Genomic DNA, 23,113 nt, shown 5'->3' with positions numbered 1-23,113 from the left:
CTGAATCTTTTGGCGGCTGGCGCCGCGGGTCTCGGCGCTGAACCCCACCTCTTCCCTCCCTCCGGGCACTCCTTCGTCGCACCCTCCGGTCAGTCCAGAGGCGGGGACGCGCCGAGGCCGGTGCTTGGTCATGCCGCATCTTCGCATGAGATGTCGGTGATCCGGGTGCAGCACGCCGCCGTCGACGGGCGCGCCGGGAAAACCGGTGGCGTGCTTCGCTAGGCTGGTAGGCGCAATGACCAGGACAGCTAGCACCGGAACCCGCGCGCTGCGCACCCGCCTGGCGGAGGTCTCGCTGCGCGACGAATATCGGCTCCGGCGCAAACTGGACCGCGCGCGCCCCGACGACCTGCCCGCGCTGGACGCCGAGATCGCCACCGCCGAGACCCGCGTGGCGAATCGCCGCGCGGCGGTTCCGTCGATCACCTACCCCGAGCAGCTGCCGGTCTCGGCGCGCCGCGAGGACATCGCCGCCGCCATCGCCGCGAACCAGGTCGTCATCGTGGCCGGTGAGACCGGCTCGGGCAAGACCACCCAGATCCCCAAGATCTGTCTGGAACTCGGTCGCGGTATCCGGGGCACCATCGGGCACACCCAGCCGCGCAGGCTGGCCGCGCGCACGGTCGCCGAACGCATCGCCGAGGAGCTGGGTACCGAACTCGGCGACGTGGTCGGGTACACGGTGCGGTTCACCGATCAGGCCTCGGACCGCACGCTGGTCAAGCTGATGACCGACGGCATTCTGCTCGCCGAGATCCAGCGCGACCGGTTGCTGCGCCGCTACGACACGATCATCATCGACGAGGCACACGAGCGCAGCCTCAATATCGACTTCCTGCTCGGCTACCTGAAGCAGCTGCTGCCGAAACGGCCCGATCTCAAGGTGATCATCACCTCGGCGACCATCGATCCCGAACTGTTCGCCCGCCATTTCGCCGCCGCCGACGGCACCCCGGCCCCGATCGTCGAGGTGTCGGGCCGGTCCTACCCCGTCGAACTTCGTTATCGCCCCCTGTCTTTGGAGCTGCCGGGCACCGACGACGAGGACGACACCCGCGTCGTCGACCGCGACCCCACCGACGCCATCGGCGACGCGGTCACCGAACTGTTCGCCGAGGGCGACGGTGACGTGCTGGTGTTCCTGTCCGGCGAGCGCGAGATCCGCGACACCGCCGACTCACTGCGCGACCTGAGACTGCCGCGCACCGAGATCGTCCCCCTGTACGCGCGCCTGTCGGCGGCCGAACAGCACAAGGTGTTCGCCCCGCACACCGGTCGCCGGGTGGTCCTCGCCACCAACGTGGCCGAGACGTCGCTGACCGTGCCTGGCATCCGGTACGTCATCGACCCGGGTACGGCGCGCATCTCCCGCTATTCGATGCGCACCAAGGTGCAGCGGCTGCCGATCGAACCGGTGTCGCAGGCTTCGGCGCGACAGCGTTCGGGTCGATGTGGTCGTGTCGCCGACGGCATCTGCATCCGCCTGTATTCCGAGGACGATTTCGAGTCGCGGCCCGCGTTTACCGAACCGGAGATCCTGCGCACCAATCTGGCGGCGGTCATCCTGCAGATGACCGCGCTCGGCCTCGGCGATATCGAGAGCTTCCCGTTCGTGGAGGCCCCCGACCGGCGTGCGATCCGCGACGGCATCGCCCTGCTCGAGGAACTCGGCGCACTCGCCCACGGCAGCTCCAAAGCTGTCGGTAGCGAAGAACAATCGGGTGGGCATCTCACGCTGACCCCGGTCGGCCGGGAGATGGCCCACCTGCCGGTCGATCCGCGCATGGCCCGCATGCTGGTGGAGGCCAACCGCAACGGCTGCCTCGACGAAGTGCTCGTGATCGTCGCGGCGCTGTCGATCCAGGACGTGCGGGAACGGCCCGTGGAGCATCAGCAGGCCGCCGACACCCAGCATGCCCGCTTCACCGTCGACGGTTCGGACTTCCTGGCCTACCTGCGCCTGTGGGACTACCTGACCGAACAGCGCAAGTCGTTGTCGTCCAACCAGTTCCGCCGTATGTGCCGCGACGAGTTCCTGCACTACCTGCGGATCCGGGAGTGGCAGGACCTGCACGGTCAGCTGCGCACCATCACCCGTGGGCTCGGCTGGGACAGCACGGGCCACCTGCCGTCGGGAGACGGTGGGGCGGGGCCGGGGCGGGGCGGCCGAAAGTCTCGTGGCCGTGGGGCCGGGCAGCCACCAGCCGATGGCCGTCGCTCCGGTGCGAAAGATGCTGCGGGGAACACTGATTCGGCGGTTGCCGAGGCCGAGGCGGCGATGCCGTGGCCGAGAGCGCAGATCCATCAGTCGTTGCTGGCGGGCATGCTCTCGCATCTCGGTGTGCGGGAAGCGGAGTCGCGGGAGTTCCTCGGGGCACGCAATGCCAAGTTCATGATCTTCCCCGGCTCGTCGCTGGCCAAGAAGCCGCCGCGCTGGGTGATGGCGGCCGAACTGGTGGAGACCTCGCGACTGTGGGGACGCATCGCGGCGCGGATCGAACCGGAGTGGGCCGAGCGGCTCGCCGGTGACCTGGTGAAACGCACCTATTCGGAACCGCATTGGTCGGCCAAGCGTGGTGCGGCTCGCGCCTACGAACGGGCCACGCTCTACGGTGTGCCGCTGGTGGCCGGCCGGCCCGTCGACTACGGGCGCATCGATCCGGAGCTGTCGCGCGAACTGTTCATCCGCCATGCCCTCGTGCAGGGTGAATGGCAGACCCGGCACGGGTTCTTCGCACGCAACCGAGCGCTCGTCGACGATGTCGCCGACCTCGAGCACCGGGCGCGCCGACGCGACATCCTCGTCGACGACGAGGTGCTGTTCGAGTTCTACGACCAGCGCATTCCCGCCGACATCGTGTCGGTGCGCCACTTCGACTCCTGGTGGCGCAAGGCCGAACGCAAAGACCCAGGGCTGCTGGACTTCTCGACCGACACCGTGGTCAACGCCGGCGCCGCCGCCCTCGACCCCACCGATTTCCCCGATGCGTGGCGTCAGGGGGAACTCTCCTTCCCGCTCACCTATCAGTTCGAGCCGGGCAAGGACGACGACGGCGTCACCGTCCGCATCCCCGTCGAGCAGCTCGCGCACGTGCGCGCGGTGGGCTTCGATTGGCTGGTTCCCGGCATGCGGGAGGAACTCGCGGCCGCCTATATCAAGACGCTGCCGAAGGCATTGCGCCGCGCGGTGGTTCCCGCACCCGACTTCGCGTCGGCTGCCCTGCGGGGGCTCACGCCACGCGCGGAACCGTTGCGAATCGGGTTGGCGCGGGAGCTGTCGCGGCTCGGGTCGGTGACCATCAGCGCCGACGACCTGTCGCCCGCCGCCCTGCCGGACCACCTGCGAATGACCTTCGCCGCTGTCGATCAGAGCGGGAAGGTGCTCGCCAAGAGCAAGAACCTCCCGCAGCTGAAAACCCGGCTGGCCGATCAGGTTTCGGCGTCCGTCGCGCGGGCTACCGCCGGTGCCGAACGCGCGCCTGCGACCGTGTGGACCTCCGAATCGCTCGGTTCCGTCGCGCCGACGGTGCGGCGCGAGGTGGCCGGGCAGACCGTCACCGGCTATCCCGCCCTCGTCCCCGAGGGTGAAGGCGTCGCCGTGCGGGTGCTGAGTTCGCCCGCCGAACAGGCCGCCGCCATGCGCGCGGGCGTGCGTACCCTGCTGCTCGCCGCCGTCCCGACCTCCACCCGTGCCGTCACCGCCGGGCTGTCGGCCGCCGACCGGTTGGCTTTGAGCCAGAACCCCGACGGTTCCCTGGACAAGCTCGTAGAGGACTGCCGGGTCGCCGCCGCCGACGAGCTCATCGCCCGCGCCGGTGGTCCGGTCCGCACGCCGGAGGAATTCGACAAGCTCGTCGCCGCCGTTCGCCCGAAACTGGCGGGCACGGTCAGCGAACTGATCCGCCTGGTGACGCCGGTGCTGTCGGCCGCGCACCAGGCCCGCGCCGCTCTCGCCGACACCGCCGAGACCGACATCGCCGACGACGTCCGCCATCAACTCGACGACCTGCTGTTCCCCGGATTCGTCGCCGAATGGGGACGCACCCGGCTGCGCGAACTCCCCCGCTACCTGCTCGCCGCCGCCCAGCGCCTCGAGTCGCTGCCCGGTTCGGCGGTGCGCGACCGACAGGGGATGGTCGAGGTCGACCGGATGCTCGCCGCCTACGACAAACTCGTCCGCAGTCTTCCCGACAACCGCCGCAACGCCCGCGATGTCACCGAGATCTGGTGGATGATCGAGGAATTACGCGTCAGCCTGTTCGCCCAGAAGTTGGGGACCCCGTACCCGGTGTCGACCAAACGCATCGAAAAGGCGATCGCCTCCATCCGCCGTTGACGGGTGTGGTTCGGCGAAGAAGTGGGCGAACCGACCCACGGGGCAGCACGGGTGCGGCGACGCGGGCTCAGTCGGTGGCTGCGGTAGCGGCGCGGGCAGCGCGCATCTCGGTGATCTCGCGTTCGAAATCGTCTGCGCTGGTGAAGGATCGGTAGACCGAGGCGAAGCGCAGGTAGGCCACTTCGTCGAGATCGCGCAGGGGGCCGAGGATGGCGAGGCCCACCTCGTGGCTGGGGACTTCCGGAGAACCCTTGGCGCGCACCGCGTCCTCGACCTGCTGGGCCAGCAGATTCAGGGCGTCGTCGTCGACCTCGCGGCCCTGGCAGGCGCGTCGCACACCGACGATCACCTTCTCGCGGCTGAACGGTTCGGTGACACCGCTGCGCTTGACCACCGAAAGCACTGCGGTCTCGACGGTGGTGAACCGGCGCCCGCACGACGGGCAGGAACGTCGGCGGCGAATCGCCGTGCCCTCCTCGACTTCCCGCGAGTCGACGACACGCGAGTCGGGGTGACGGCAATACGGGCAATGCATCCGAGGGGTTCCTTCGTCGGTGCGCAGTTCACTTCGCTACTCCATGACTCTTGACAGGATACCGCTCAGGTATGGGTCACCTGCCACTGCGTGGTCAGGTCCGCGATCACGTCGGGCAGCCGGGCGATCAACCGGCCCCGGTCGAGCTTGCCCGGAAACGGCTCGCGGTACACGGCCACGGCCCGCGCGGGGTCGGTGGCCAGGTCGAGGTGGCGGGGCACCAGGTCGGCGGCGAGGTAGGCCCAGCGGTCGTCGCGGTCGGCCCAGTTGAACGCGGGCAGCGGCATCCGCAGTCCGAGCCCGCTGCCGGGGATCGGCGAGCGCACGGTGGCGGGCGCGTACACACCGGGTGCCCGGGCGCCCGCCAGGGCGGGTTTGCCCGCGACCGTGGTGACGTAGGTGAGCACCCGGCCCAGGCCGCCGCGGCCGGCGGCGGTGGCGTCCCACTGCTCGGGCACGATGTGGTTCTGTTCGCGGTCGGCCATGGTCACCAGCGCTTCGGCGAGGCCGGTGCCGTTGTCGATTCCGGCCCAGGCCGCGTGCATGGCGTCGTCGAGCAGTCCCGCAGCATGCATCTCGTCGATCGCCGTCATCCCGTCGGCGAGGTAGGCCTCGTGCATCGGCACCAGATCCGTGAAGATGTGGCGCTGCATGATGATCAGCCTGGTCTGGTACCACGCCAGGTCATCGGCGGTCAGGCGCGGGCCGAGCAGGGCGAGCGCGGCGACATCGGGCGGTACGGCGGCGACAAGTTCCGGTGGGGTGGCGCGCAGCAGGTCGGCGACGGCCGTACCGAGTTCGTGGATTCCGGGCACCGACAGCAGGGCGCCGATATCGCCCACGTCGAAGAATCCCGATGCGAACGAGCCGCCCGCGATGCCCGCCAACCCGGCCCAGTAGAAGTCCGGGCGGGCCGCGGCGATGCGGAAGTAGTTCACGTACACGCGGGTGAAGGTGTCCGTGTTGGCTGCCACGCCACGCTCCGGCGCCCAGCCGGCTGGATCGATCCCCGCGTTGTCGGTGGCGACGACGAGCCAATATTGGTGCAGCAGTGTGGAATACCTGCTCGGCGCGATCCCGTCGGCTCTGGCCTGGTCGAGCGCCGTACGCAGTGGCTCGGCACTCAGGGGCAGCGCCGGATGGATGCCGCCGGCGAATTCACCGTCGTCGTTGACGGCGGGCAGGTCCAGATAGGCGGTGTAGATGGGTTCGGCCCGGACGAGGGGCGCGGGCGCCACGGCCAGCAGCACACCCAGGAGCAGAACGATCCAAAAGCTGCGCACGTGACCTCGCATCCGTGCCCCGACCGGCCTGCCCGGCAGGGACAATCGTCACGGTAGCAACGTGTTCTAGTTTTGGGGTCGCGTTTCGAACAAGCCGACCTGCGGGTGGTCACCCTGCTGGGAGATGCCGGGCGAGGACTCGGTCCACTCCCCGAAGCTGCCTGCCCGCAGATGCGCCAACCCTAAGAATGTCACCACGATCAACGCGGTCACCAGCGCCGTGAGCGCCAGCGCCGCCAAGCCCGCCTGCGCCTGACGCACCCGCACCATCGGATGGGCACCACGCGCACGGGAACCGGCCACTCTCGCGTAGAGCGCCTGTTCCGAGCGCGGCCCACGAAATTCCGGCCCACGATCGGACGCCCGCGCGCCCGCACGCACCCGCCGGGTCGGCGCTTCGATCGACGACGGGTCACCGACGAGCGCGCGGGTCACGGATCGTGACCGCGCCGACTCCCAGCGGGGCACGGTCGCGAAGGCGAGATCCACCTCGGCTTCGGTGATGTCGAAGGTCCGCGCGCCCCTGGCCCGGAGCTCGGCGCCACGAACCACCTCGGCTTCGCGCGAGCGCCGGACCGGCCCGGCCGGGGCCGAGGGTTGCGGCGGATGCGGGATGAAGCGGGCGGCGACTTCCCGCCGCGCCGCGCTGTTGCGGCCCTGTCCGCGCACGAGCGCGAAAGGACGTGGAGCGCGGGCGGTTCGGCGGCGACGCAGCACCGGTTCGGGGACTTCGGCGGGATCGTAGGAACGCAGGGCGCTGATCGCTGTGCTCATCGGAAGAACCTCCGGGGTGGTGTGCTCCGCTGGATGAAAGGGCAGGTGAGGCGACGATGACCGAACCTGTTCGAACACCTGTGCGACGAACTGATGTTCGATTTCTACCACGCGGCGGCGCGCATGTCAGCACGAAACGCCCGACATGCTCGAACAGATGTTTGATACTTCGGCGTGGCCCGACTAGCGTGAGAGAGGCGAATTCGACAAGCGGAAGGGCGGGACAGGTGACCCACACAGACGACACGGGTGACGAAAGCGCTACCGGCACCGTCACATCGGGATCCGGCGCGGATCTCACCGTGCGTCAGCGCACGGTCCTCGAGGTCATCCGCTCCTCGGTGACCGAACGCGGCTACCCGCCGAGCATCCGCGAGATCGGCGACGCGGTCGGGCTCACCTCCACCTCCTCGGTGGCCCATCAGCTGCGCGCCCTGGAGCGCAAGGGCTACCTGCGCCGCGACCCGAACCGGCCGCGCGCGGTGAATGTGCGCGGACTCGACGAAGCGGTGCGCGCGGTCACCACCCTGCCCGCCGAACCCGTGGACGACGTGGCCGATCCGAGCCGCCCCACCCCCACCTTCGTTCCGGTCCTCGGCCGGATCGCCGCCGGTGGGCCGATCCTGGCCGAGCAGGCGGTGGAGGAAGTGTTCCCGCTGCCGCGCGAACTCGTCGGCGACGGGTCGCTGTTCCTGCTCAAGGTCGTCGGCCAGTCGATGGTCGATGCCGCGATCTGTGACGGCGACTGGGTGGTCGTACGTCAGCAGAACGTCGCCGAGGGCGGCGACATCGTCGCTGCCATGATCGACGGCGAGGCGACCGTGAAGACCTTCAAGCGCACCGGCAAAGACGTGTGGCTGATGCCACACAACCCACATTTCGAACCGATCCCAGGAAACGACGCGCAAATTCTGGGGAAAGTCGTCACCGTCATCCGTAAAGTGTGAGGTCAGCGGCTCGCCGCCGCGTCCATCTCCCAGATCAGCACCTCGGCGGGAGTCGTCGCCGTCACGCGGTGACCGCCCGTCGCGGTGAGCCGGACGGCGTCGCCCTGCCCGAGTGCGCCGTGGTTCTCGTAGTCGACGCCGCCCCGGGCGATGAACACGTGACCGTACGGTGCGTCGGGAACGGTGATGCTGTGTCCCGGATCCAGCCGGGCGACATGGAAAGTGGCGTGGCGGTTGCCGATTCCGATCGCGGCGTCGCCGCGATACCTCGGCATGCCGGAGGCCACCGGCACCAGCGAGTTGCGGCGCAACGCACCGTCGACGTCGAGTTCCTGATAGCTCGGCGGCGCGCCGAGAGTGTCCGGTGGGATCCACATCTGCACCACGTGCAGCCGTTCGCGTTCCGTCCAGCCGGCGCCGTTGCGTTCGGAATGCAGGATGCCGGTACCCGCACTCATCCCTTGTGCGAGGCCGGGCCGGATCAATCCCGAGTTGCCTGCCGAATCCTGGTGCACCACTGTGCCTTCCAGCACCCAGGTCAAGATCTCGGTGTCACGGTGCTGATGCGTGTCGAAGCCCTCGCCGGGGTCGACGATGTCCTCGTTGTGCACCAGCAGCAGCCCGTGCGCGTAGTCCTCGAGCACGAAATTGCCGGTCACGGGGAACGACTGACGCGAGTCGAGCCACTCGGTGCGCCAGTACCTGCGGTTCGCAGCCGGAATCACCTGCACCTGTGCCGCCATCGACCTCGCCTCTCACTATTCGGACCTTGGTCCGTATAGCGCGTAACGCGAGGTGAGCGGTGGGTATTCCGCGAACACCCACCGCTCGGGCTGGTCAGAAGGGCAGCGCGCTACGCAATCGGCCGATCAGACCGCGGCCGGTATCGCGCTCACGTTCGGAGAACAGGAACTGCAGCTCCTCCTCCAGGCTCTTCTGCACCACGTCACGCAGGTCGGCGGCAGCACTGTCGATGTCGTCGGCACCGAGCCACGGGGTGGGATCGATCGGGGTACCCGCCGAGTAGTAGAACCGCTCCGGGCGCGGAATCGGGGTCGGCCCGATGCCCTTCACCAGCGGCGGGTTCAGTTCGGGGTTGATACCGAGCAATTGACACGTCCACCGCAGCGGCGACATCACGGGATGCTGGCCGTCGAAGACGATGTCGAAGGCATCGTCGATACCGATCATCGCCAACGGCACGATGGGGACGCCGGCCTGGATCGCCATCCGCGCGAAGCCGGTGCGGCCCTCCCACTTGAGCACATACTTCTCCCCCTTGCGGCGGATCGCCTCACGACCGCCGCCGGGAAACACCACCACCGCCTCGCCGCGTTCGAGCAGCGCGAGGCAGTTCGACCTGGTACCGCGCACAGCACCGAAACGGTGCAGGATCTCCCGCACACCCGGCACCATCAGCACATGCTCGGCCAGGCCACGCACCAGCCGCCCACGCTCCCGCAGGATCGCGGGCATCAGCAGCGGCGCATCGATCCCGCCGAGCAGGTTGTGGTTGGCCACGATCAACACCGGGCCCTCGGCCGGAATGTTCTCCAAACCGTAGAAGCGCGGACTGGCCCAGGCACGCACCGGTGCGAACACCGCCTCGAAGGCCCGGATCTCCCACTCGCTCGGCGCCGGATTCAACGGCGCGCCATCGCTGAGAACGTGATCGCCCTGCTCGATTTCGTTCTTCTGGTCGTTCGACATAACACCCTCCTGCTGTCGACAATCGACCATAGCGTCCGAATATGGCTGTGTCGCATCGGTGTCAGCCGCAAACGAGCGGCAACCCGCCGCTAGCGACCGGCCGACTCCGCAGGCCCGGAATGGGCGAATTCCGACAGGGCCGCCGCCAGCGCGTGTGGCACCCGAGCGCGCACGCGGGTGCCGCCCTCCTCGTGATCGGAGGAGATGATCCGGCCGTCGGCGTGGATGCGGGCGAGCAGGTCGCCGCGGCTGTAGGGCAGCAGCACACTGATGTCGACATCGAGCCCGCCGAGTACCTCGGACAGGCGTTCGCGCAGTTCCTCGATGCCTGCCCCGGTGCGGGCCGACACGAACGCGGCGCCCGGCAGCAGCCCGCGCAGGCGGGTGAGCTCGTCGGGGTCAGCGGCGTCGATCTTGTTGACCACCAGCAGTTCCGGCGGAGCCGCCGTGCCCTGCTCCTTGATCACGTCGGTGATGACCTCGCGCACCGCGCGGATCTGCTCGAGCGGCAACGGGTCGGACCCGTCGACCACATGCAGCAGTAAGTCGGCGCCGGTGACCTCTTCCAGGGTGGACCGGAACGCCTCGACCAGCTGGGTGGGCAGGTGACGGACGAAGCCGACGGTGTCGGTGAACACCATCTCGCGACCGTCGTCGAGCGCGGCCCGGCGGGTGGTCGGATCGAGGGTGGCGAACAGGGCGTCCTGCACCAGCAGACCCGCGCCGGTCAGGGAGTTCATCAGGCTGGACTTGCCCGCGTTGGTGTAGCCGACGATGGCCACCGCGGGTACCCCGCTGGCGCTGCGGCGCGCGCGCATGGTGTCGCGTGCGGTCTTCATCTCGCGAATCTCGCGGCGCAACTTGGCCATTCGCTCACGAATGCGGCGGCGGTCGGTTTCGATCTTGGTCTCACCGGGACCACGCAGACCGACACCACCGTTGGAGCCCGCACGACCACCGGCCTGCCGTGACATCGACTCACCCCAACCACGCAGCCGCGGCAGCATGTATTCCATCTGGGCGAGCGCGACCTGGGCCTTACCCTCGCGGGAGGTGGCGTGCTGGGCGAAGATGTCGAGGATCAGTGCGGTGCGGTCGATGACCTTCACCTTCACGACCTTCTCCAGCGCGGTGAGCTGGGCGGGGGTGAGTTCACCGTCGCAGATCACGGTGTCGGCGCCGGTGTCGAGGACGACGGTGCGCAGTTCCTCGGCCTTGCCGGAACCGATGTAGGTGGCCGGGTCGGGCTTGTCGCGTCGCTGGATGAGGCCTTCGAGGACTTCCGAGCCCGCCGTCTCGGCCAAAGCGGCCAGCTCGACCATGCTCGCCTCGGCCTGCGCGGCGCTGCCGGTGGTCCACACACCGACCAGCACGACCCGTTCCAGGCGCAGCTGGCGGTATTCGACCTCGGTGATGTCGGTGAGCTCGGTGGACAGGCCCGCGACGCGACGCAGCGAGGTGCGTTCGTCGAGCTGCATCTCACCGACGGTCGGTTCGGGTGACCAGCCCGGGCGCTGCATCCGCGCCGCGTGGCGGGCCAGCGCGTCGTCGACGTCGCCGCGGTCGGCGGCCACGTCGGCATCGGCCGCGGTGGTGTCGCGGTCCGATGTGGTGTCTGAGGGTACTTCTGGTTTCGTCATACGCCTTCCATGCTGCCACGTCACAGTGACACGGCGCATCCGGTTATCGGTTGGCTTGCGCGTTCCACCAGTCGCGCGACAGTGTGCCCGCGGCGAGCAGCACCGAGGGACCGCGCATCCAGGCACGGCCGTTGTCGATGGTGACGCGCACCTGCCCGCCCGGAACGCGCACCGTGACCTCGCCCCGGCCCGACCCGACCGGCACACCGGCGGCGGTCAGCGCGGCGGCCGCTGCGGCGACAGTTCCGGTTCCGCAGGAGCGGGTCTCGCCGACACCGCGCTCGTAGACGCGCATGTCGACGGCGTTGTCGGGGCCGAGCGCGGTGAGGATCTCGACATTGACGCCGTGCGGGAACAGGTCGGGATCGAAGCCGGGCGACACGCTCAGATCGAGCTTGGCCAGCGCGTCGGCGGTCAGGCTCTCGTCGACGCAGGCCAGGTGCGGATTGCCCACATCGATGCCGATTCCGGACAGTGCCCAGCCGGCCAGGGTCGCGGTGGAGCTGCCGAGTTCACGCACAGCGCCCATGTCGACGGTGACCTCGCCGTCGACGGGGCCCGCGGCGTGCACCTCGACGGGTCGCCCGCCCGCGCGGCTGCCGACGACGTACTCGGTGCGGGTTTCCAGGCCGGTGGCATTGAGGTAGTGGGCGAACACCCGGGTGCCGTTGCCGCACATCTCGGCGATCGACCCGTCGGCATTGCGGTAGTCCATGAACCAGTCGTCGGCGCCGACACCGTCGGGCAGGGTGTCGAGCACGCCGGCCTCGCGCAGGGCGCCAGCCTTGGCGACGCGCAGCACACCGTCGGCGCCGAGGCCGCGACGGCGGTCGCACAGGGCGGCGACGCGGTCGGCGTTCAGGTCGAGACGCACCTCGAGGTCGGGCAGCACCACGAAATCGTTCTGGGTGCCGTGGCCCTTGCTGAATTCGATGTCGGACACGTCCGCCATTGTCCCCTGTGCGGGCGACGATCCCGTCATCGGGCGAAGGTGCGGCGCTGCCGGGCGATCTCGTACAGGCCGATCGCGCCGGCCGACGGGGCGCCGAGCGAGCTCGCGGTGCCGCCCATCGGGATGGTCACCAGGTCGTCGCAGGCTTGCGACCAGGCCGAACTCATGCCGGTGGTCTCGTTGCCGACCACCAGGATGGTGGCCTCGGTGAAGTCGTAGTCGTAGATGGTCGACGGCGCGTGTTCGTCGGTGCCCACGATGCGGGTGGGGATACCGCGCGCCACCTGCCGGTCACGGAACTCCACGACCTGGGCGGCACCCGACGCGCGCAGCACGGGCACGGCGAACAGCGAACCGGTGGAGGCGCGCACGGCCTGCGGGTCGAACTGGTCGGCGCCATGGCCGGTGACGATCACGCCCGATGCCCCGAAGGCGTCGGCCGAGCGGATGAGGGTGCCGAGGTTGCCGGGCGAGTTGGGCCGGTCGAAGACCACGACGACCGGGAAGTCCTCGCCCGGTTCGCCGGGCGCGTAGGTGTCCAGGTCGGGCTGACGCGAATGGGCGACGGCCACGATCTCGGGAATCGTGCCCGACTTCTCCCCCAGCTCGGCCATCAGTTCGGGGACCAGACCCACCTGCGGCACCTCGGTGGTGTCGAGCAGTTCCCGCGCCCAGCTCGACAGATCGGGCGTGCCGAGCCGGTAGAGCAGCGTCTCCAGCGGCCAGTCGTTGGCCAGGGCCTGGGTGATGGGGCGCACGCCCTGCACGAGGAAGCGGCCGTCGCGATGACGTTTGGTCCGGTTGTTGAGGTAGGCCTGCCACACCTGCACCGAGGCGTTGCGGGTACTCACTCGTCGGGTCACTGCGCGGTCCGTCCTGTCTGTTCGTCGAGCAGGGTGAGCGTGGTGGCGGCGAGGTCGGGGTCGGCGCCGTCGACCCAGGTCACCCTGGGGTCGCGGCGGAACCACGAGCGCTGCCGTCGCACATAGCGGCGGGTGCCGATGAAAGTGCGTTCGCGGGCGTGCGCGAGATCGTATTCGCCGTCGAGGTAGGCCAGCACCTGGGCGTACCCGATCGCGCGGCGTGCGGTCTGGCCGTCGCGCAGTCCGGCATCGAGCAGGGTGCGGACCTCCTCGACCAGGCCGGAGTCGAACATGTGCGCGGTGCGGGCCTCGATGCGGGCGTCGAGGGCGGCGGTCTCCCGGTCGACGCCGATGATGACGGTGTCCCAGCGCGGTGCGCCGATGGTCGGAGCCGAGGCGGCGAACGGTTTGCCGGTGAGTTCGACGACTTCCAGTGCGCGGACCATCCGTCGCCCGTCGGTGGGCAGGATGGTGTCGGCCGCGACCGGGTCGGCCGCCCGCAGCGCCGCGTGCACGGCCGCGACTCCGCCGTCGGCCAGCACCGCTTCCCAGCGGGCGCGCACGTCGGGGTCGGTGGCCGGGAAGTCCCACTGGTCGAGCAGTGCCTGCACGTACATCATCGAACCGCCGACGACCACCGGGGTGCGGCCGCGCGCCATGATGTCTTCCACGATGTCGCTTGCCGCGCTCTGGTAGGCAGCGACCGTGGCGGTCTCGGTGACGTCGAGAACGTCGAGGAGGTGGTGCGCGATGCCACGCCGCTGCGCGGGCGGCAGTTTCGCGGTACCGACGTCCATGCCGCGGTACAGCTGCATCGCGTCGATGTTGACGATTTCGCCGTCGAGCCGTTCGGCCAGGTCGAGGGCCAGATCAGACTTCCCGGTCGCGGTGGGTCCGACGACCGCGATGGGGCGCTTCGTCATCGGCCGACCTCCCACACGCTCACGTCGTAGCCCACGCCGTACGGTGCGCCCTGGTAGAGGGTGCGAACCGGCGGGTCGGCCGGGTCGGTGGCGAACAGGCCGCCGAGCACCTGGTAGGCGGCGCGACCGTCGACCCGCAATTGCGCACACAGGTCGGGGTCGAGTGCGGCGAGCCCTGCTCGGGAGCCCTCGCGCAGGGCGGCATCCAGAGCGGTTTGGAACGGGTCGGCGCGCTCGTCGAGGTAGCCCGGGGATTTGAGGGTGAGGGTCGCGGCTCCGTCGGCGACGACGAGCACCGCCCACGGCGCCGGATCGGCGTCGAGTTCGGCGCGCAGGTCGGTGCCGAAGCGGGCGCACTCCCCCGGTGCCGTGTCGGCGGCGATCACTCGCGCCCGTACGGAAACACCCGGCGCGGCCTGCTCCCGCAACCACGCGGCGATCAGGACGGGCAGCGGAAGCTGAGGGTCTGCCGGTGCGTCGACGCTCGCGCCCGGGCCGAGACCGACGACGACATCGGCGCCGAAACCACGGAAAGTCCCGCGCACACCGGGGTCGAAGGTTTCGGCCCGCGCACCGGCGCCGACGACGACCCAGCGATCGGCGCGGGCGGCGAGCGTGGCGGCGGCCTCGAGCGCGGCCGCGCGCAACACCACCACCGGCTCGTCGGGAGCATCGTCGGAGGCCACCTGGTGTCCGCACAGTTGTGGCACCAGCATCGGCGGCGACGGGACCAGGGCCGCTATCGAGAACACGACGTAACCGTAGCCGCACCGGTAGCACGCACCCGCATCCGGCGCAGGAGGAGCGCACCGGGGTCAGCGAGTGTCCGGCGCCGTGACGCCCCGCGAGATTGCTAGTGTTTTCTGATGCGACCACCCCCGTCGTCCGGGACGAAATCCCAGGAAACGCGGCATCCGATCCTCGGGATCGATGGTTTCCTCGGCTCGAAGCGGGTTCAATGGGATGTGCTAGAGCGTAACCAGGCAGCCGTGACGCGCGGCAGGGACGGAGAGCAATGACCGACAGCAACGGAACCGCGAAGCCCACCCCCGGTCCGGGCCCGCGACCCTCCGGCACCCCCAAGCCCGGCGGCAAGGCTCCGCGTCCGCCCAAACCACATGCCGTGAAACCCGCGCCCGGCCCCGACCAGACGCACCCGCACGCGGTGGTGGTGCCCGCGGCCACCGACCCGAGCAAATGGGGTCGCGTCGACGAGGACGGCACCGCCTGGGTGAAGACCGCCGACGGTGAACGCGTCGTCGGCTCCTGGCAGGCCGGTGACGCCGCCGAGGGCCTTGCCCACTTCGGCCGCCGCTTCGACGACCTGGCCACCGAGGTGGCGTTGCTCGAGGCGCGTTTGGCCGCGGGCGCCGATGCCCGCAAGACCAAGGCCGCCGCGCTGGCGCTCGCCGAAACGTTGCCGACCGCCGCCGTCATCGGTGACATCGACGGCCTGGCCGCCCGCCTGCAGGCCATCACCGAGCACTCCGAGGAAGCCGCCGCGCACGCCAAGGAGGAGAAGGAACGCGCCCGCCACGAGCACACCGAGCGCAAGGAAGCCCTGGCCGCCGAGGCCGAGCAGATCGCCGCCGAATCCACCCAGTGGAAGGCCGCGGGCGACCGGTTGCGCGAGATCCTCGACGAGTGGAAGTCGATCCGCGGTGTCGATCGCAAGGTCGACGACGCGCTGTGGAAGCGCTACTCCAAGGCGCGTGAGGCGTTCAACCGCCGACGCGGCGCCCACTTCGCCGAACTCGATCGTGAACGCGCCACGGCCAAGACGCGCAAGGAAGAGCTGTGCGTGCGCGCCGAGGAGCTGTCCGGCTCCACCGACTGGACCGGTACCGCCGCGGTGTTCCGCGATCTGCTCACCGAGTGGAAGGCGGCAGGCCGGGCGCCCCGCGAGGCCGACGAGGCGCTGTGGCGCCGTTTCAAGAGCGCGCAGGACGTGTTCTTCGCCGCCCGCAACGCGGCGGTCTCCGAACGCGACGCGGAGTTCGAGCACAACGCCGTCGCCAAGCAGGAACTGCTCGACGCCTACGAGCACATCGATCCGGCCAACGGCCTCGAGGCCGCCCGCGCCGCCCTGCGCGAACTGCAGGACAAGTGGGACGCCGTCGGCAAGGTCCCGCGCGAGCGGATGCAGGAACTCGAAGGCAGGCTGCGCGCGATCGAGAAGCGGGTGCGCGACGCGGCCGACCAGCAGTGGCGCCGCACCGACCCCGAGGCCGTCGCCCGCGCCGCGCAGTTCCGCGAGCGCGTCGCCCAGTTCGAGGAGCAGGCCGCCAAGGCCGAGGCAGCGGGCAAGAAGCGCGACGCCGAAAAGGCACTCGAGCAGGCCAGGCAGTGGCGCGAGTGGGCCGAAGCGGCAGAAGGCGCCGTCAGCAACCTCTGACGAGAAGAAGAAAACCTCGACCGCCTTCGGTCCGGGTTTTCTTCGTTTCGGGATCTACTCCTCGCCCATCAGGCGTTTGCGGTCGCGTTCCTCGGCTTCGCGGGCGGCATTACGGCGCTGTTCCTCCGCGGCCAGCTGCACAGCGGTGCGACTCCAGACCACGCGGATCCAGTGGAAGGTGAGCACCATGACGGCCAGGGTGCCGAGGATCAGGCCGATGCCGGGCCCGGCGCCCTCGTAGTTGCCGAGGCCCGGGGTCTGGCGGTGCCAGATCGACAGCACGCCGAACACACTCGCCACGGCCGAGCCCGCACAGGCCAACCAGGCCAGCACCCAGCGCCGGGTGGTCAGGGCCAGCAGGGAGAAACCGACGCCGAACACGATGACCAGCCACACGAAGACGCGTGAGGGCAGCCCGATGTGTTCGAGGCGGGCCGCATCGGTGCTCAGCAGTACGTCGAAGCCGCGCGCGGCACCTGCGTGCGGCAGGATCAGCGAGACGAGCAGGGCGAACACCGCGCCCGCCACCACCATGGCCCGTGCGCCGGGATCGATCTCACCGGCGATCCGCCGCTCCACGGCGTCGATCTCGCCGCGGAACTGCTCGAATTCCTGATCGTTGCCCACCCGGTTCACGTCGCTCCTGTCCGCAGGGTTACTCGGCTCGTGTGCGCCGGGCTCCACTCTGCCATCCCCCGCGCCGTCCTCGGCACCCGACCCACTACGACCGGTAGTAGAGTCCGGGTCCTCGGCGTTCATGCCGGACACCCGGTCGAACAACCGCTGTCCACCGGCTCGATCGCGGGCGCGCCGATGCGTGGCAAGCCGAGACCGACACCGATCGGCGCGGTCTTGGGCGTGACCCCTCGCTCGTGCGCGTCGCCCGCTCGCGTGCGGCGATGCGATTTCACGACACCGTCGGCGATCAGGTGGTGCGGTGCGGCGGCGGTGATGTCGACGACGACGAGGTCACCGGGCCGGATCCCCGCGTCGGTGCCGGGCCGGAAGTGCACCAGTCCGCCGTCGCGGGCGCGTCCGCTCATCCGGGCGGTCGCCGCGTTCTTCTTGCCCGCGCCCTCGGCGACGAGCAATTCCACCTCGGTGCCGATCAGCGCCTGGTTCTCCTCGAGCGACACCTGCTCCTGCAGGGCGATGAGCCGGTCGTAGCGTTCCTGCACCACGGCCTTGGGCACCTGATCGGCCAGTTCGGCGGCCGGGGTGCCGGGGCGCTTGGAGTACTGGAAGGTGTAGGCGCTGGTGAAGCGGGCCCGCCGCACCACGTCCAGGGTCTCCTGGAAGTCCTCCTCGGTCTCGCCGGGGAAGCCGACGATGATGTCGGTGGTGATCGAGGCGTGCGGCATCGCGGCGCGCACCTTGTCGATGATGCCGAGGAAGCGTTCCTTGCGGTAGGAGCGGCGCATCGCCTTGAGCACCCGGTCCGAGCCCGACTGCAACGGCATGTGCAGCTGCGGGCAGACATTGGGTGTCTCGGCCATCGCCTCGATGACGTCGTCGGTGAACTCCGCCGGATGCGGCGAGGTGAACCGCACCCGCTCGAGCCCCTCGATCCGCCCGGTGGCGCGCAGCAACTGGGCGAAGGCGCCCCGGTCGCGCGGTTGTTCGGGGTCGACGAAGTTCACGCCGTAGGAGTTCACGTTCTGGCCGAGCAGGGTCACCTCGAGCACACCCTGGTCGACCAGGGCCTGCACCTCGGCGAGCACGTCACCGGGGCGGCGGTCCACCTCTTTGCCGCGCAGCGCGGGCACGATGCAGAAGGTGCAGGTGTTGTTGCAACCCACCGAGATCGACACCCAGCCCGCGTAGGCGGATTCACGCTTGGCGGGCAGGGTGGACGGGAAGGCCTCGAGCGATTCGAGGATCTCCACCTGGGCCTGCTCGTTGTGCCGTGCCCGTTCGAGCAGCACCGGCAGCGAACCGATGTTGTGTGTGCCGAACACCACGTCCACCCACGGCGCCTTGCGGACCACGGTGTCGCGGTCCTTCTGCGCCAGGCAGCCGCCGACGGCGATCTGCATGCCGGGCCTGCCCTGCTTCACCGGCGCGAGGTGCCCGAGGGTGCCGTAGAGCTTGTTGTCGGCGTTCTCCCGCACCGCGCAGGTGTTGAACACCACCAGGTCCGGGGTGTCGCTCGGGGCGGCCTTCACATAACCCGCGTCTTCGAGCAGGCCGGACAAGCGTTCGGAATCATGGACGTTCATCTGGCAACCGAAGGTGCGGACCTCGTAGGTGCGCACCTCGGTCACCGAGCCGTGCGTCGCATTCTGTCCGTTCGAATCCACCCGTCCAGGGTACGGCCACCGCCCCGGTGACCTGCGTCGCGGTCGGGCCGGCCGAGCGCGACGAGGAGGCTGCCGCCCGGTTACCGGCAGGTGTCTTCTCGGCGAGCCGGGACGGCGAGTCACGGAAAGCAGGGCAAATCTCCGAAGAACGCCTAAGGTTTCTGAGCATGACCGACGACGCCGCACCCGCGACCGGGAAAGCCGACGCCGCTGCCACTGCAGGCGCGCCGCCGATGATCTCGATGCACAACGTGGACAAACACTTCGGTGAGCTCCATGTTCTGCGCAATATCAACCTGGAAGTGCCCCGCGGGCAGGTCGTGATCGTCCTCGGCCCCTCGGGCTCGGGGAAGTCCACCCTGTGCCGCACCATCAACCGGCTCGAACCGATCGACTCGGGCCGCATCGCCATCGACGGGGTGGATCTGCCCGCCGAAGGCAAGGCCCTCGCCGCATTGCGCGCCGAGGTGGGCATGGTCTTCCAATCGTTCAATTTGTTCGCGCACAAGACAATTCTCGAAAATGTGATGCTCGCGCCGATGAAGGTGCGCGGCATCAAGAAGGACGAAGCGCGCAAGCACGCGCTCGCCCTGCTCGACCGGGTCGGCATCGCCAACCAGGCCGACAAGTACCCCGCCCAGCTGTCGGGCGGTCAGCAGCAGCGCGTGGCGATCGCGCGGTCGCTGGCGATGGACCCGAAGGTGATGCTGTTCGACGAGCCGACCTCCGCGCTCGACCCGGAGATGGTCAACGAGGTGCTCGAGGTGATGGTTTCCCTCGCCAAGGAGGGCATGACGATGCTCGTGGTCACCCATGAGATGGGCTTCGCCCGCCGGGCCGGCCACCGGGTGCTGTTCATGGCCGACGGCGAGGTCGTCGAGGACGCGGAGCCCGAAACGTTCTTCACCGCACCGCGATCCGACCGCGCCAAGGACTTCCTCGGCAAAATTCTCAGCCACTGACTTGTAGCGACACCACAAGAGGGAGAAGGAAACTCGATGAGGATCAATCGTGCGGTGCGCGTCGGCGTCGGCGCTGTGGCTCTGGCTCTCGCCGCCACCGTGACGGCGGCCTGCGGCGGCGGTGACGAGGGCAGCGCGCTCGACCACGCCAAGGAAGGCAAGCTGACCGTCGGCATCAAGTTCGACCAGCCGGGTCTCGGCCTGCGCAACACCGACGGCACCTACAGCGGCTTCGATGTCGAGGTCGCCAAGTACGTCGCCGACAAGCTCGGCGTGAAGCCCGAGGCCATCACGTTCAAGGAAACCCCGTCGGCGCAGCGCGAGACGATGATCGAGAACGGTCAGGTCGACTTCATCGTCGCCACCTACTCGATCAACGACAAGCGCAAGGAGAAGGTCGATTTCGCCGGCCCGTACTACGTGGCGGGTCAGGACCTGCTGGTGCGTGCCGACAACACCGACATCACCGGTCCCGATTCGCTCGCGGGCAAGAAGGTCTGCTCGGTGAAGGGCTCCACCCCGGCCCAGAACATCGAGAAGAACTACCCGCAGGCCCAGCTGCAGACCTACGACACGTACTCGCTGTGCCTCGAGGGCCTGCGTGGCGGTGCCATCGACGCGATGACCACCGACGACGTGATTCTGGCCGGTTACGCCGCGCAGGCGCCCGGCACCTACAAGCTGGCGGGTAAGACCTTCACCACCGAGAACTACGGCATCGGCCTGAAGAAGGGCGACACCGAGGCCCGCACCAAGATCAACGACGCGATCGAGGCGATGATCGCCGACGGTTCCTGGAAGGCCGCGCTGGAGAAGTCCTTCCCCGGCACCGGTTTCAAGGTCCCGGAGCCGCCGAAGGTCGACCGCTACTGATCCCGATCACCGTCGCGGTGGCCACGCGCCACCGCGACGGTTTCTGTCCTGCTGGCCTTTCTCATCGATCGGAGGACGCGCGTCCGTGTTCGACCTGATCTCGGAGTATGACTCCCGAATCCTCGCTGCCTTCTGGGTGACCATCAAGCTGACGTTCTTCTCGGCGATCGGTGCCCTGATCCTCGGCACCATCGTCGCCGGAATGCGTGTGTCTCCCATCCCCGTCGCGCGCTGGGTCGGCACCGCCTACGTGTCGATCTTCCGCAACACCCCTCTGACGCTGATCATCGTGTTCTGCTCGCTCGGCCTCTACACCACGCTGCAGTGGGAGCTGGCCGGTGATTCGATCAAGGACAACAACTACTGGTGGGCGATCATCGGATTGAGCGTCTACACCGCGGCTTTCGTGTGCGAATCGCTGCGGTCGGGCATCAACACCGTCCACATCGGGCAGTCCGAGGCGGGCCGCTCGCTGGGCTTCGGGTTCGCCCAGAATCTGCGCCTGATCGTGCTGCCACAGGCTTTCCGGGCCGTCATCGCCCCGCTGGGCAGCGTGCTGATCGCGCTGACCAAGAACTCGACGATCGCCTCGGTGATCGGTGTCGGTGAGGCCGCGTTCCTGATGAGCGAGATGAACGAGAACGAGGCCGCGGTGCTCGCCATCGGTGCGATCTTCGCGCTCGGCTTCGTCGTGCTCACCCTGCCGACCGGCTTGTTCTTCGGCTGGCTGGCCAAGCGATTCGAGGTTGTCCGGTGAGCTCAGGCGCTTCGGTTCTGTTCGACGCTCCCGGCCCCAAGGCCCGGGTGCGGCACTGGCTCTACTCGGTGGTGGTCGCGGCGGTGCTCGTCGCGGCAGGCGTGTGGATGTTCCTCGCCTTCCAGCGGGAAGGTCAGTTCACCGCCGCGAAGTGGAAGCCCTTCCTGGAGGCGGAGGTCTGGGAGACCTACCTGCTGCCCGGTCTCGAGGGCACGCTCACCGCCGCGGTGCTGTCGATCATCGGTGCGCTGATCTTCGGCATGATCTTCGGCATCCTGCGCCTGTCGGATCACACCTGGGTGCGCTGGGTGGCGGGCGCGATCGTCGAGCTTGCCCGGGCTATCCCGGTGCTGATCCTGATGATCTTCCTGTTCGCCGTGTTCGGCGACTACAAGGTGTTCCCCACCGATCAGCTCGCGCTGGCCGCGGTGGTCATCGCCCTCACCGTCTACAACGCGGCGGTCATCGCCGAGATCGTGCGGGCCGGTATCCGGTCGCTGCCCAAGGGCCAGAGCGAGGCCGCCGTCGCGCTCGGTATGCGCAAGACCCAGCTGATGCGCCTGGTGCTGTTGCCGCAGGCGATCACCGCGATGCTGCCCGCGCTGGTCTCGCAGATGGTGGTCGTGCTCAAGGACACCGCGCTGGGCTACCAGATCACCTATGTGGAACTGGTGCGCTCGGGTCAGCAGGTAGGTGCGGCGGAGCAGAACACGATCCCCGCCCTGATGGTGATCGCGGTCATCATGATCTCGCTCAATATCGCGCTGTCGTTCCTGGCGACCCGCTTGGAGAAGCGGCTGCGGTCGCGGCGCAAGAAGGGTGGCGGTGCGGTGCTGGCCGCCGACTCGATCGTCACCGACGCCGCACCAGGCGTGGACATCACCAAGAAGTAGACCCGGAAACCGACGGGGCCCGGTCCATTCTGGACCGGGCCCCGTTCGCGTCATTCGGTGTAGCGGTAGAAGCCCTCACCGGTCGACAGGCCGAGTTTGCCCTTGTCGATGTAGTTCTGCTTCAGCCAGTCGGCGAGCTTCTGCTCCTCCGGGCCGCCGTTGGCCAGGATGTTGTAGGGCGTGGTGAGCCCGACGATATCGAGGATCTGCATCGGTCCCATCGGTGCGCCGGTACCGATGCGCCAGGTCTCGTCCACGGCCTTCGGTTCGGCATAGCCGCCCGCGACCAGCCCCATGCCCGCGTTGAGGAACGGGACGAGCAGTGAGTTGAGCACGTAACCCGCCTTCTCCTTGTGCACTTCGATGGGCACCATGCCGATGTCTGAGGCGAACTTCACGACCGAGGCGAACACGTCCGGGTCGGTTTCCGGTGTGCCCATCACCTCGGCGGTGTTGAACTTCCACACGTGGTTGGCGAAATGCAGGGCGAGGAAACGGTCGGCGCGCCCGGTGAAACCGGCCATGTCGCTGGGCAACAGGGTCGAGGAGTTCGTCGCGAAGACCGTGCGTTCCGGGGCGAGGGTGCCCAGTTTCGTGTACAGGTCGCGTTTGATGGACAGCACCTCCGGCACCGCCTCGACGACGAGGTCGGCGTCGGCGACCGCGGCGGCCAGATCGGTGGTCAGCGTGATGCCCGCGGCCGTCGCCTCGGTCTTGGCGGTGTCGGCTCCGTCCACTTCGGCCTGGTAGGTCTTCGCCAGTTCGTCGAACCGGGTGCGGGCGGCGGTGATCGCCTTGTCGTCGATGTCGTAGGACGTCACGTCGAAGCCGTGGAAAGCGGTCTGGAACGCGATCTGGGAACCGAGGACGCCGGTTCCCAGAACTGTCACCTTGCGGAATGCGATGGTCATGCGTGTTCCTCCCAGCGATGTCGGTGTGCCGGTGTGTAGCCACCGTCCATCATGGCCCG

20 protein-coding genes are annotated in these 23,113 nt (G+C 68.9%); 7 read left to right on the top strand and 13 right to left on the bottom strand.

Features of this window, described 5'->3' with window-relative positions; translation table 11 throughout:
- The first annotated feature begins 235 nt into the window (after window positions 1–235).
- Window positions 236–4,336 carry an ATP-dependent RNA helicase HrpA gene (hrpA, locus tag HYG95_RS05870; protein ID WP_181696964.1) on the top strand — a complete coding sequence of 1,367 codons (4,101 nt, stop codon included), beginning with the start codon at window positions 236–238 and terminating at the stop codon, window positions 4,334–4,336.
- A 67-nt stretch (window positions 4,337–4,403) separates the two neighbouring features.
- On the opposite strand, the gene nrdR is transcribed toward hrpA, so the two are convergent.
- The 3 genes from nrdR to HYG95_RS05855 all read right to left on the bottom strand — a co-directional run bounded on the left by nrdR (window position 4,404) and on the right by HYG95_RS05855 (window position 6,928).
- Window positions 4,404–4,871, bottom strand: a complete 468-nt coding sequence (gene nrdR / locus HYG95_RS05865) for a transcriptional regulator NrdR (RefSeq protein WP_067492770.1) — start codon at window positions 4,869–4,871, stop codon at window positions 4,404–4,406.
- A gap of 65 nt (window positions 4,872–4,936) precedes the next feature.
- Window positions 4,937–6,154: a hypothetical protein gene (locus HYG95_RS05860; RefSeq protein ID WP_181696963.1), complete on the bottom strand. Its 1,218-nt coding sequence runs from the start codon at window positions 6,152–6,154 to the stop codon at window positions 4,937–4,939.
- Window positions 6,155–6,220: 66 nt separating this feature from the next.
- Window positions 6,221–6,928, bottom strand: a complete 708-nt coding sequence (locus tag HYG95_RS05855) for a hypothetical protein (protein ID WP_181696962.1) — start codon at window positions 6,926–6,928, stop codon at window positions 6,221–6,223.
- Between the two features lie 227 nt (window positions 6,929–7,155).
- Between HYG95_RS05855 and lexA the strand changes: the two genes are divergently transcribed.
- On the top strand, window positions 7,156–7,875 hold the full coding sequence (gene lexA, locus HYG95_RS05850) for a transcriptional repressor LexA (protein WP_181696961.1): 720 nt from the start codon (window positions 7,156–7,158) through the stop codon (window positions 7,873–7,875).
- 2 nt (window positions 7,876–7,877) lie between these two features.
- Here the strand turns inward: lexA and HYG95_RS05845 are convergent, their stop codons facing one another.
- From HYG95_RS05845 to HYG95_RS05815, 7 genes are all read right to left on the bottom strand, one after another.
- Entirely contained in the window at window positions 7,878–8,618 is a 741-nt protein-coding gene (locus tag HYG95_RS05845; RefSeq protein WP_181696960.1) for a pirin family protein, read from the bottom strand.
- A 94-nt stretch (window positions 8,619–8,712) separates the two neighbouring features.
- Window positions 8,713–9,585: a lysophospholipid acyltransferase family protein gene (locus tag HYG95_RS05840; protein ID WP_181696959.1), complete on the bottom strand. Its 873-nt coding sequence runs from the start codon at window positions 9,583–9,585 to the stop codon at window positions 8,713–8,715.
- 89 nt (window positions 9,586–9,674) lie between these two features.
- Window positions 9,675–11,105 (bottom strand): GTPase HflX, encoded by a 1,431-nt coding sequence (gene hflX, locus HYG95_RS05835; RefSeq protein WP_225280811.1) that lies wholly within the window; start codon window positions 11,103–11,105, stop codon window positions 9,675–9,677.
- 163 nt (window positions 11,106–11,268) lie between these two features.
- The gene (gene dapF, locus HYG95_RS05830; RefSeq protein ID WP_181697033.1) at window positions 11,269–12,159 is read right to left on the bottom strand and encodes a diaminopimelate epimerase; all 891 of its coding nucleotides are present in this window, start codon (window positions 12,157–12,159) and stop codon (window positions 11,269–11,271) included.
- Between the two features lie 44 nt (window positions 12,160–12,203).
- Complete coding sequence (locus HYG95_RS05825) at window positions 12,204–13,040, bottom strand: TrmH family RNA methyltransferase (protein ID WP_181696957.1); 837 nt, start codon at window positions 13,038–13,040, stop codon at window positions 12,204–12,206.
- A complete protein-coding gene (gene miaA, locus HYG95_RS05820; RefSeq protein ID WP_181696956.1) occupies window positions 13,037–13,963 on the bottom strand; it encodes a tRNA (adenosine(37)-N6)-dimethylallyltransferase MiaA in 927 nt (308 codons plus the stop codon). The genes HYG95_RS05825 and miaA overlap by 4 nt, the downstream gene beginning before the upstream one ends.
- A complete protein-coding gene (locus HYG95_RS05815; RefSeq protein WP_181696955.1) occupies window positions 13,960–14,715 on the bottom strand; it encodes a hypothetical protein in 756 nt (251 codons plus the stop codon). Before HYG95_RS05815 ends, miaA begins: the two co-directional genes overlap by 4 nt.
- Before the next feature lie 263 nt (window positions 14,716–14,978).
- On the opposite strand from HYG95_RS05815, the gene HYG95_RS05810 reads away from it, so the two are divergent.
- A complete protein-coding gene (locus HYG95_RS05810; protein ID WP_181696954.1) occupies window positions 14,979–16,358 on the top strand; it encodes a DUF349 domain-containing protein in 1,380 nt (459 codons plus the stop codon).
- Between the two features lie 54 nt (window positions 16,359–16,412).
- Here HYG95_RS05810 and HYG95_RS05805 read toward each other — a convergent pair whose 3' ends face one another.
- Together HYG95_RS05805 and miaB are read right to left on the bottom strand one after the other, a co-directional pair.
- Window positions 16,413–16,994: a hypothetical protein gene (locus HYG95_RS05805; protein ID WP_181696953.1), complete on the bottom strand. Its 582-nt coding sequence runs from the start codon at window positions 16,992–16,994 to the stop codon at window positions 16,413–16,415.
- A gap of 119 nt (window positions 16,995–17,113) precedes the next feature.
- Entirely contained in the window at window positions 17,114–18,658 is a 1,545-nt protein-coding gene (miaB, locus tag HYG95_RS05800) for a tRNA (N6-isopentenyl adenosine(37)-C2)-methylthiotransferase MiaB (protein ID WP_181696952.1), read from the bottom strand.
- 233 nt (window positions 18,659–18,891) lie between these two features.
- On the opposite strand from miaB, the gene HYG95_RS05795 reads away from it, so the two are divergent.
- From HYG95_RS05795 to HYG95_RS05780, 4 genes are all read left to right on the top strand, one after another.
- Window positions 18,892–19,620 carry an amino acid ABC transporter ATP-binding protein gene (locus HYG95_RS05795; RefSeq protein ID WP_181697032.1) on the top strand — a complete coding sequence of 243 codons (729 nt, stop codon included), beginning with the start codon at window positions 18,892–18,894 and terminating at the stop codon, window positions 19,618–19,620.
- A 36-nt stretch (window positions 19,621–19,656) separates the two neighbouring features.
- Entirely contained in the window at window positions 19,657–20,493 is an 837-nt protein-coding gene (locus tag HYG95_RS05790) for a glutamate ABC transporter substrate-binding protein (RefSeq protein ID WP_181696951.1), read from the top strand.
- Window positions 20,494–20,578: 85 nt separating this feature from the next.
- Window positions 20,579–21,250, top strand: a complete 672-nt coding sequence (locus tag HYG95_RS05785; protein WP_181696950.1) for an amino acid ABC transporter permease — start codon at window positions 20,579–20,581, stop codon at window positions 21,248–21,250.
- A complete protein-coding gene (locus HYG95_RS05780; RefSeq protein ID WP_181696949.1) occupies window positions 21,247–22,143 on the top strand; it encodes an amino acid ABC transporter permease in 897 nt (298 codons plus the stop codon). The genes HYG95_RS05785 and HYG95_RS05780 overlap by 4 nt, the downstream gene beginning before the upstream one ends.
- A 50-nt stretch (window positions 22,144–22,193) precedes the next feature.
- Here the strand turns inward: HYG95_RS05780 and HYG95_RS05775 are convergent, their stop codons facing one another.
- Window positions 22,194–23,054 (bottom strand): 3-hydroxyacyl-CoA dehydrogenase, encoded by an 861-nt coding sequence (locus HYG95_RS05775; RefSeq protein ID WP_181696948.1) that lies wholly within the window; start codon window positions 23,052–23,054, stop codon window positions 22,194–22,196.
- Window positions 23,055–23,113: the final 59 nt, after the last annotated feature.

The sequence above is a fragment of the Nocardia sp. GTS18 genome (assembly GCF_013839555.1).
GTDB lineage: Bacteria > Actinomycetota > Actinomycetes > Mycobacteriales > Mycobacteriaceae > Nocardia > Nocardia rosealba.
Note: the sequence above shows the minus strand (reverse complement) of the source record. Positions and strands in the feature narration are given on the sequence as shown.

Bases quoted from the DNA above. Each gene is read 5' to 3' on its own strand.
- HYG95_RS05795 (WP_181697032.1), top strand. From the start codon at position 18,892: ATGATCTCGATGCACAACGTGGACAAACACTTCGGTGAGCTCCATGTT.
- HYG95_RS05810 (WP_181696954.1), top strand. From the start codon at position 14,979: ATGACCGACAGCAACGGAACCGCGAAGCCCACCCCCGGTCCGGGCCCG.
- HYG95_RS05775 (WP_181696948.1), bottom strand. From the start codon at position 23,054: ATGACCATCGCATTCCGCAAGGTGACAGTTCTGGGAACCGGCGTCCTC.
- hrpA (WP_181696964.1), top strand. From the start codon at position 236: ATGACCAGGACAGCTAGCACCGGAACCCGCGCGCTGCGCACCCGCCTG.
- HYG95_RS05845 (WP_181696960.1), bottom strand. From the start codon at position 8,618: ATGGCGGCACAGGTGCAGGTGATTCCGGCTGCGAACCGCAGGTACTGG.
- HYG95_RS05855 (WP_181696962.1), bottom strand. From the start codon at position 6,928: ATGAGCACAGCGATCAGCGCCCTGCGTTCCTACGATCCCGCCGAAGTC.
- HYG95_RS05840 (WP_181696959.1), bottom strand. From the start codon at position 9,585: ATGTCGAACGACCAGAAGAACGAAATCGAGCAGGGCGATCACGTTCTC.
- nrdR (WP_067492770.1), bottom strand. From the start codon at position 4,871: ATGCATTGCCCGTATTGCCGTCACCCCGACTCGCGTGTCGTCGACTCG.
- HYG95_RS05790 (WP_181696951.1), top strand. From the start codon at position 19,657: ATGAGGATCAATCGTGCGGTGCGCGTCGGCGTCGGCGCTGTGGCTCTG.
- hflX (WP_225280811.1), bottom strand. From the start codon at position 11,105: ATGCAGCGCCCGGGCTGGTCACCCGAACCGACCGTCGGTGAGATGCAG.
- miaA (WP_181696956.1), bottom strand. From the start codon at position 13,963: ATGACGAAGCGCCCCATCGCGGTCGTCGGACCCACCGCGACCGGGAAG.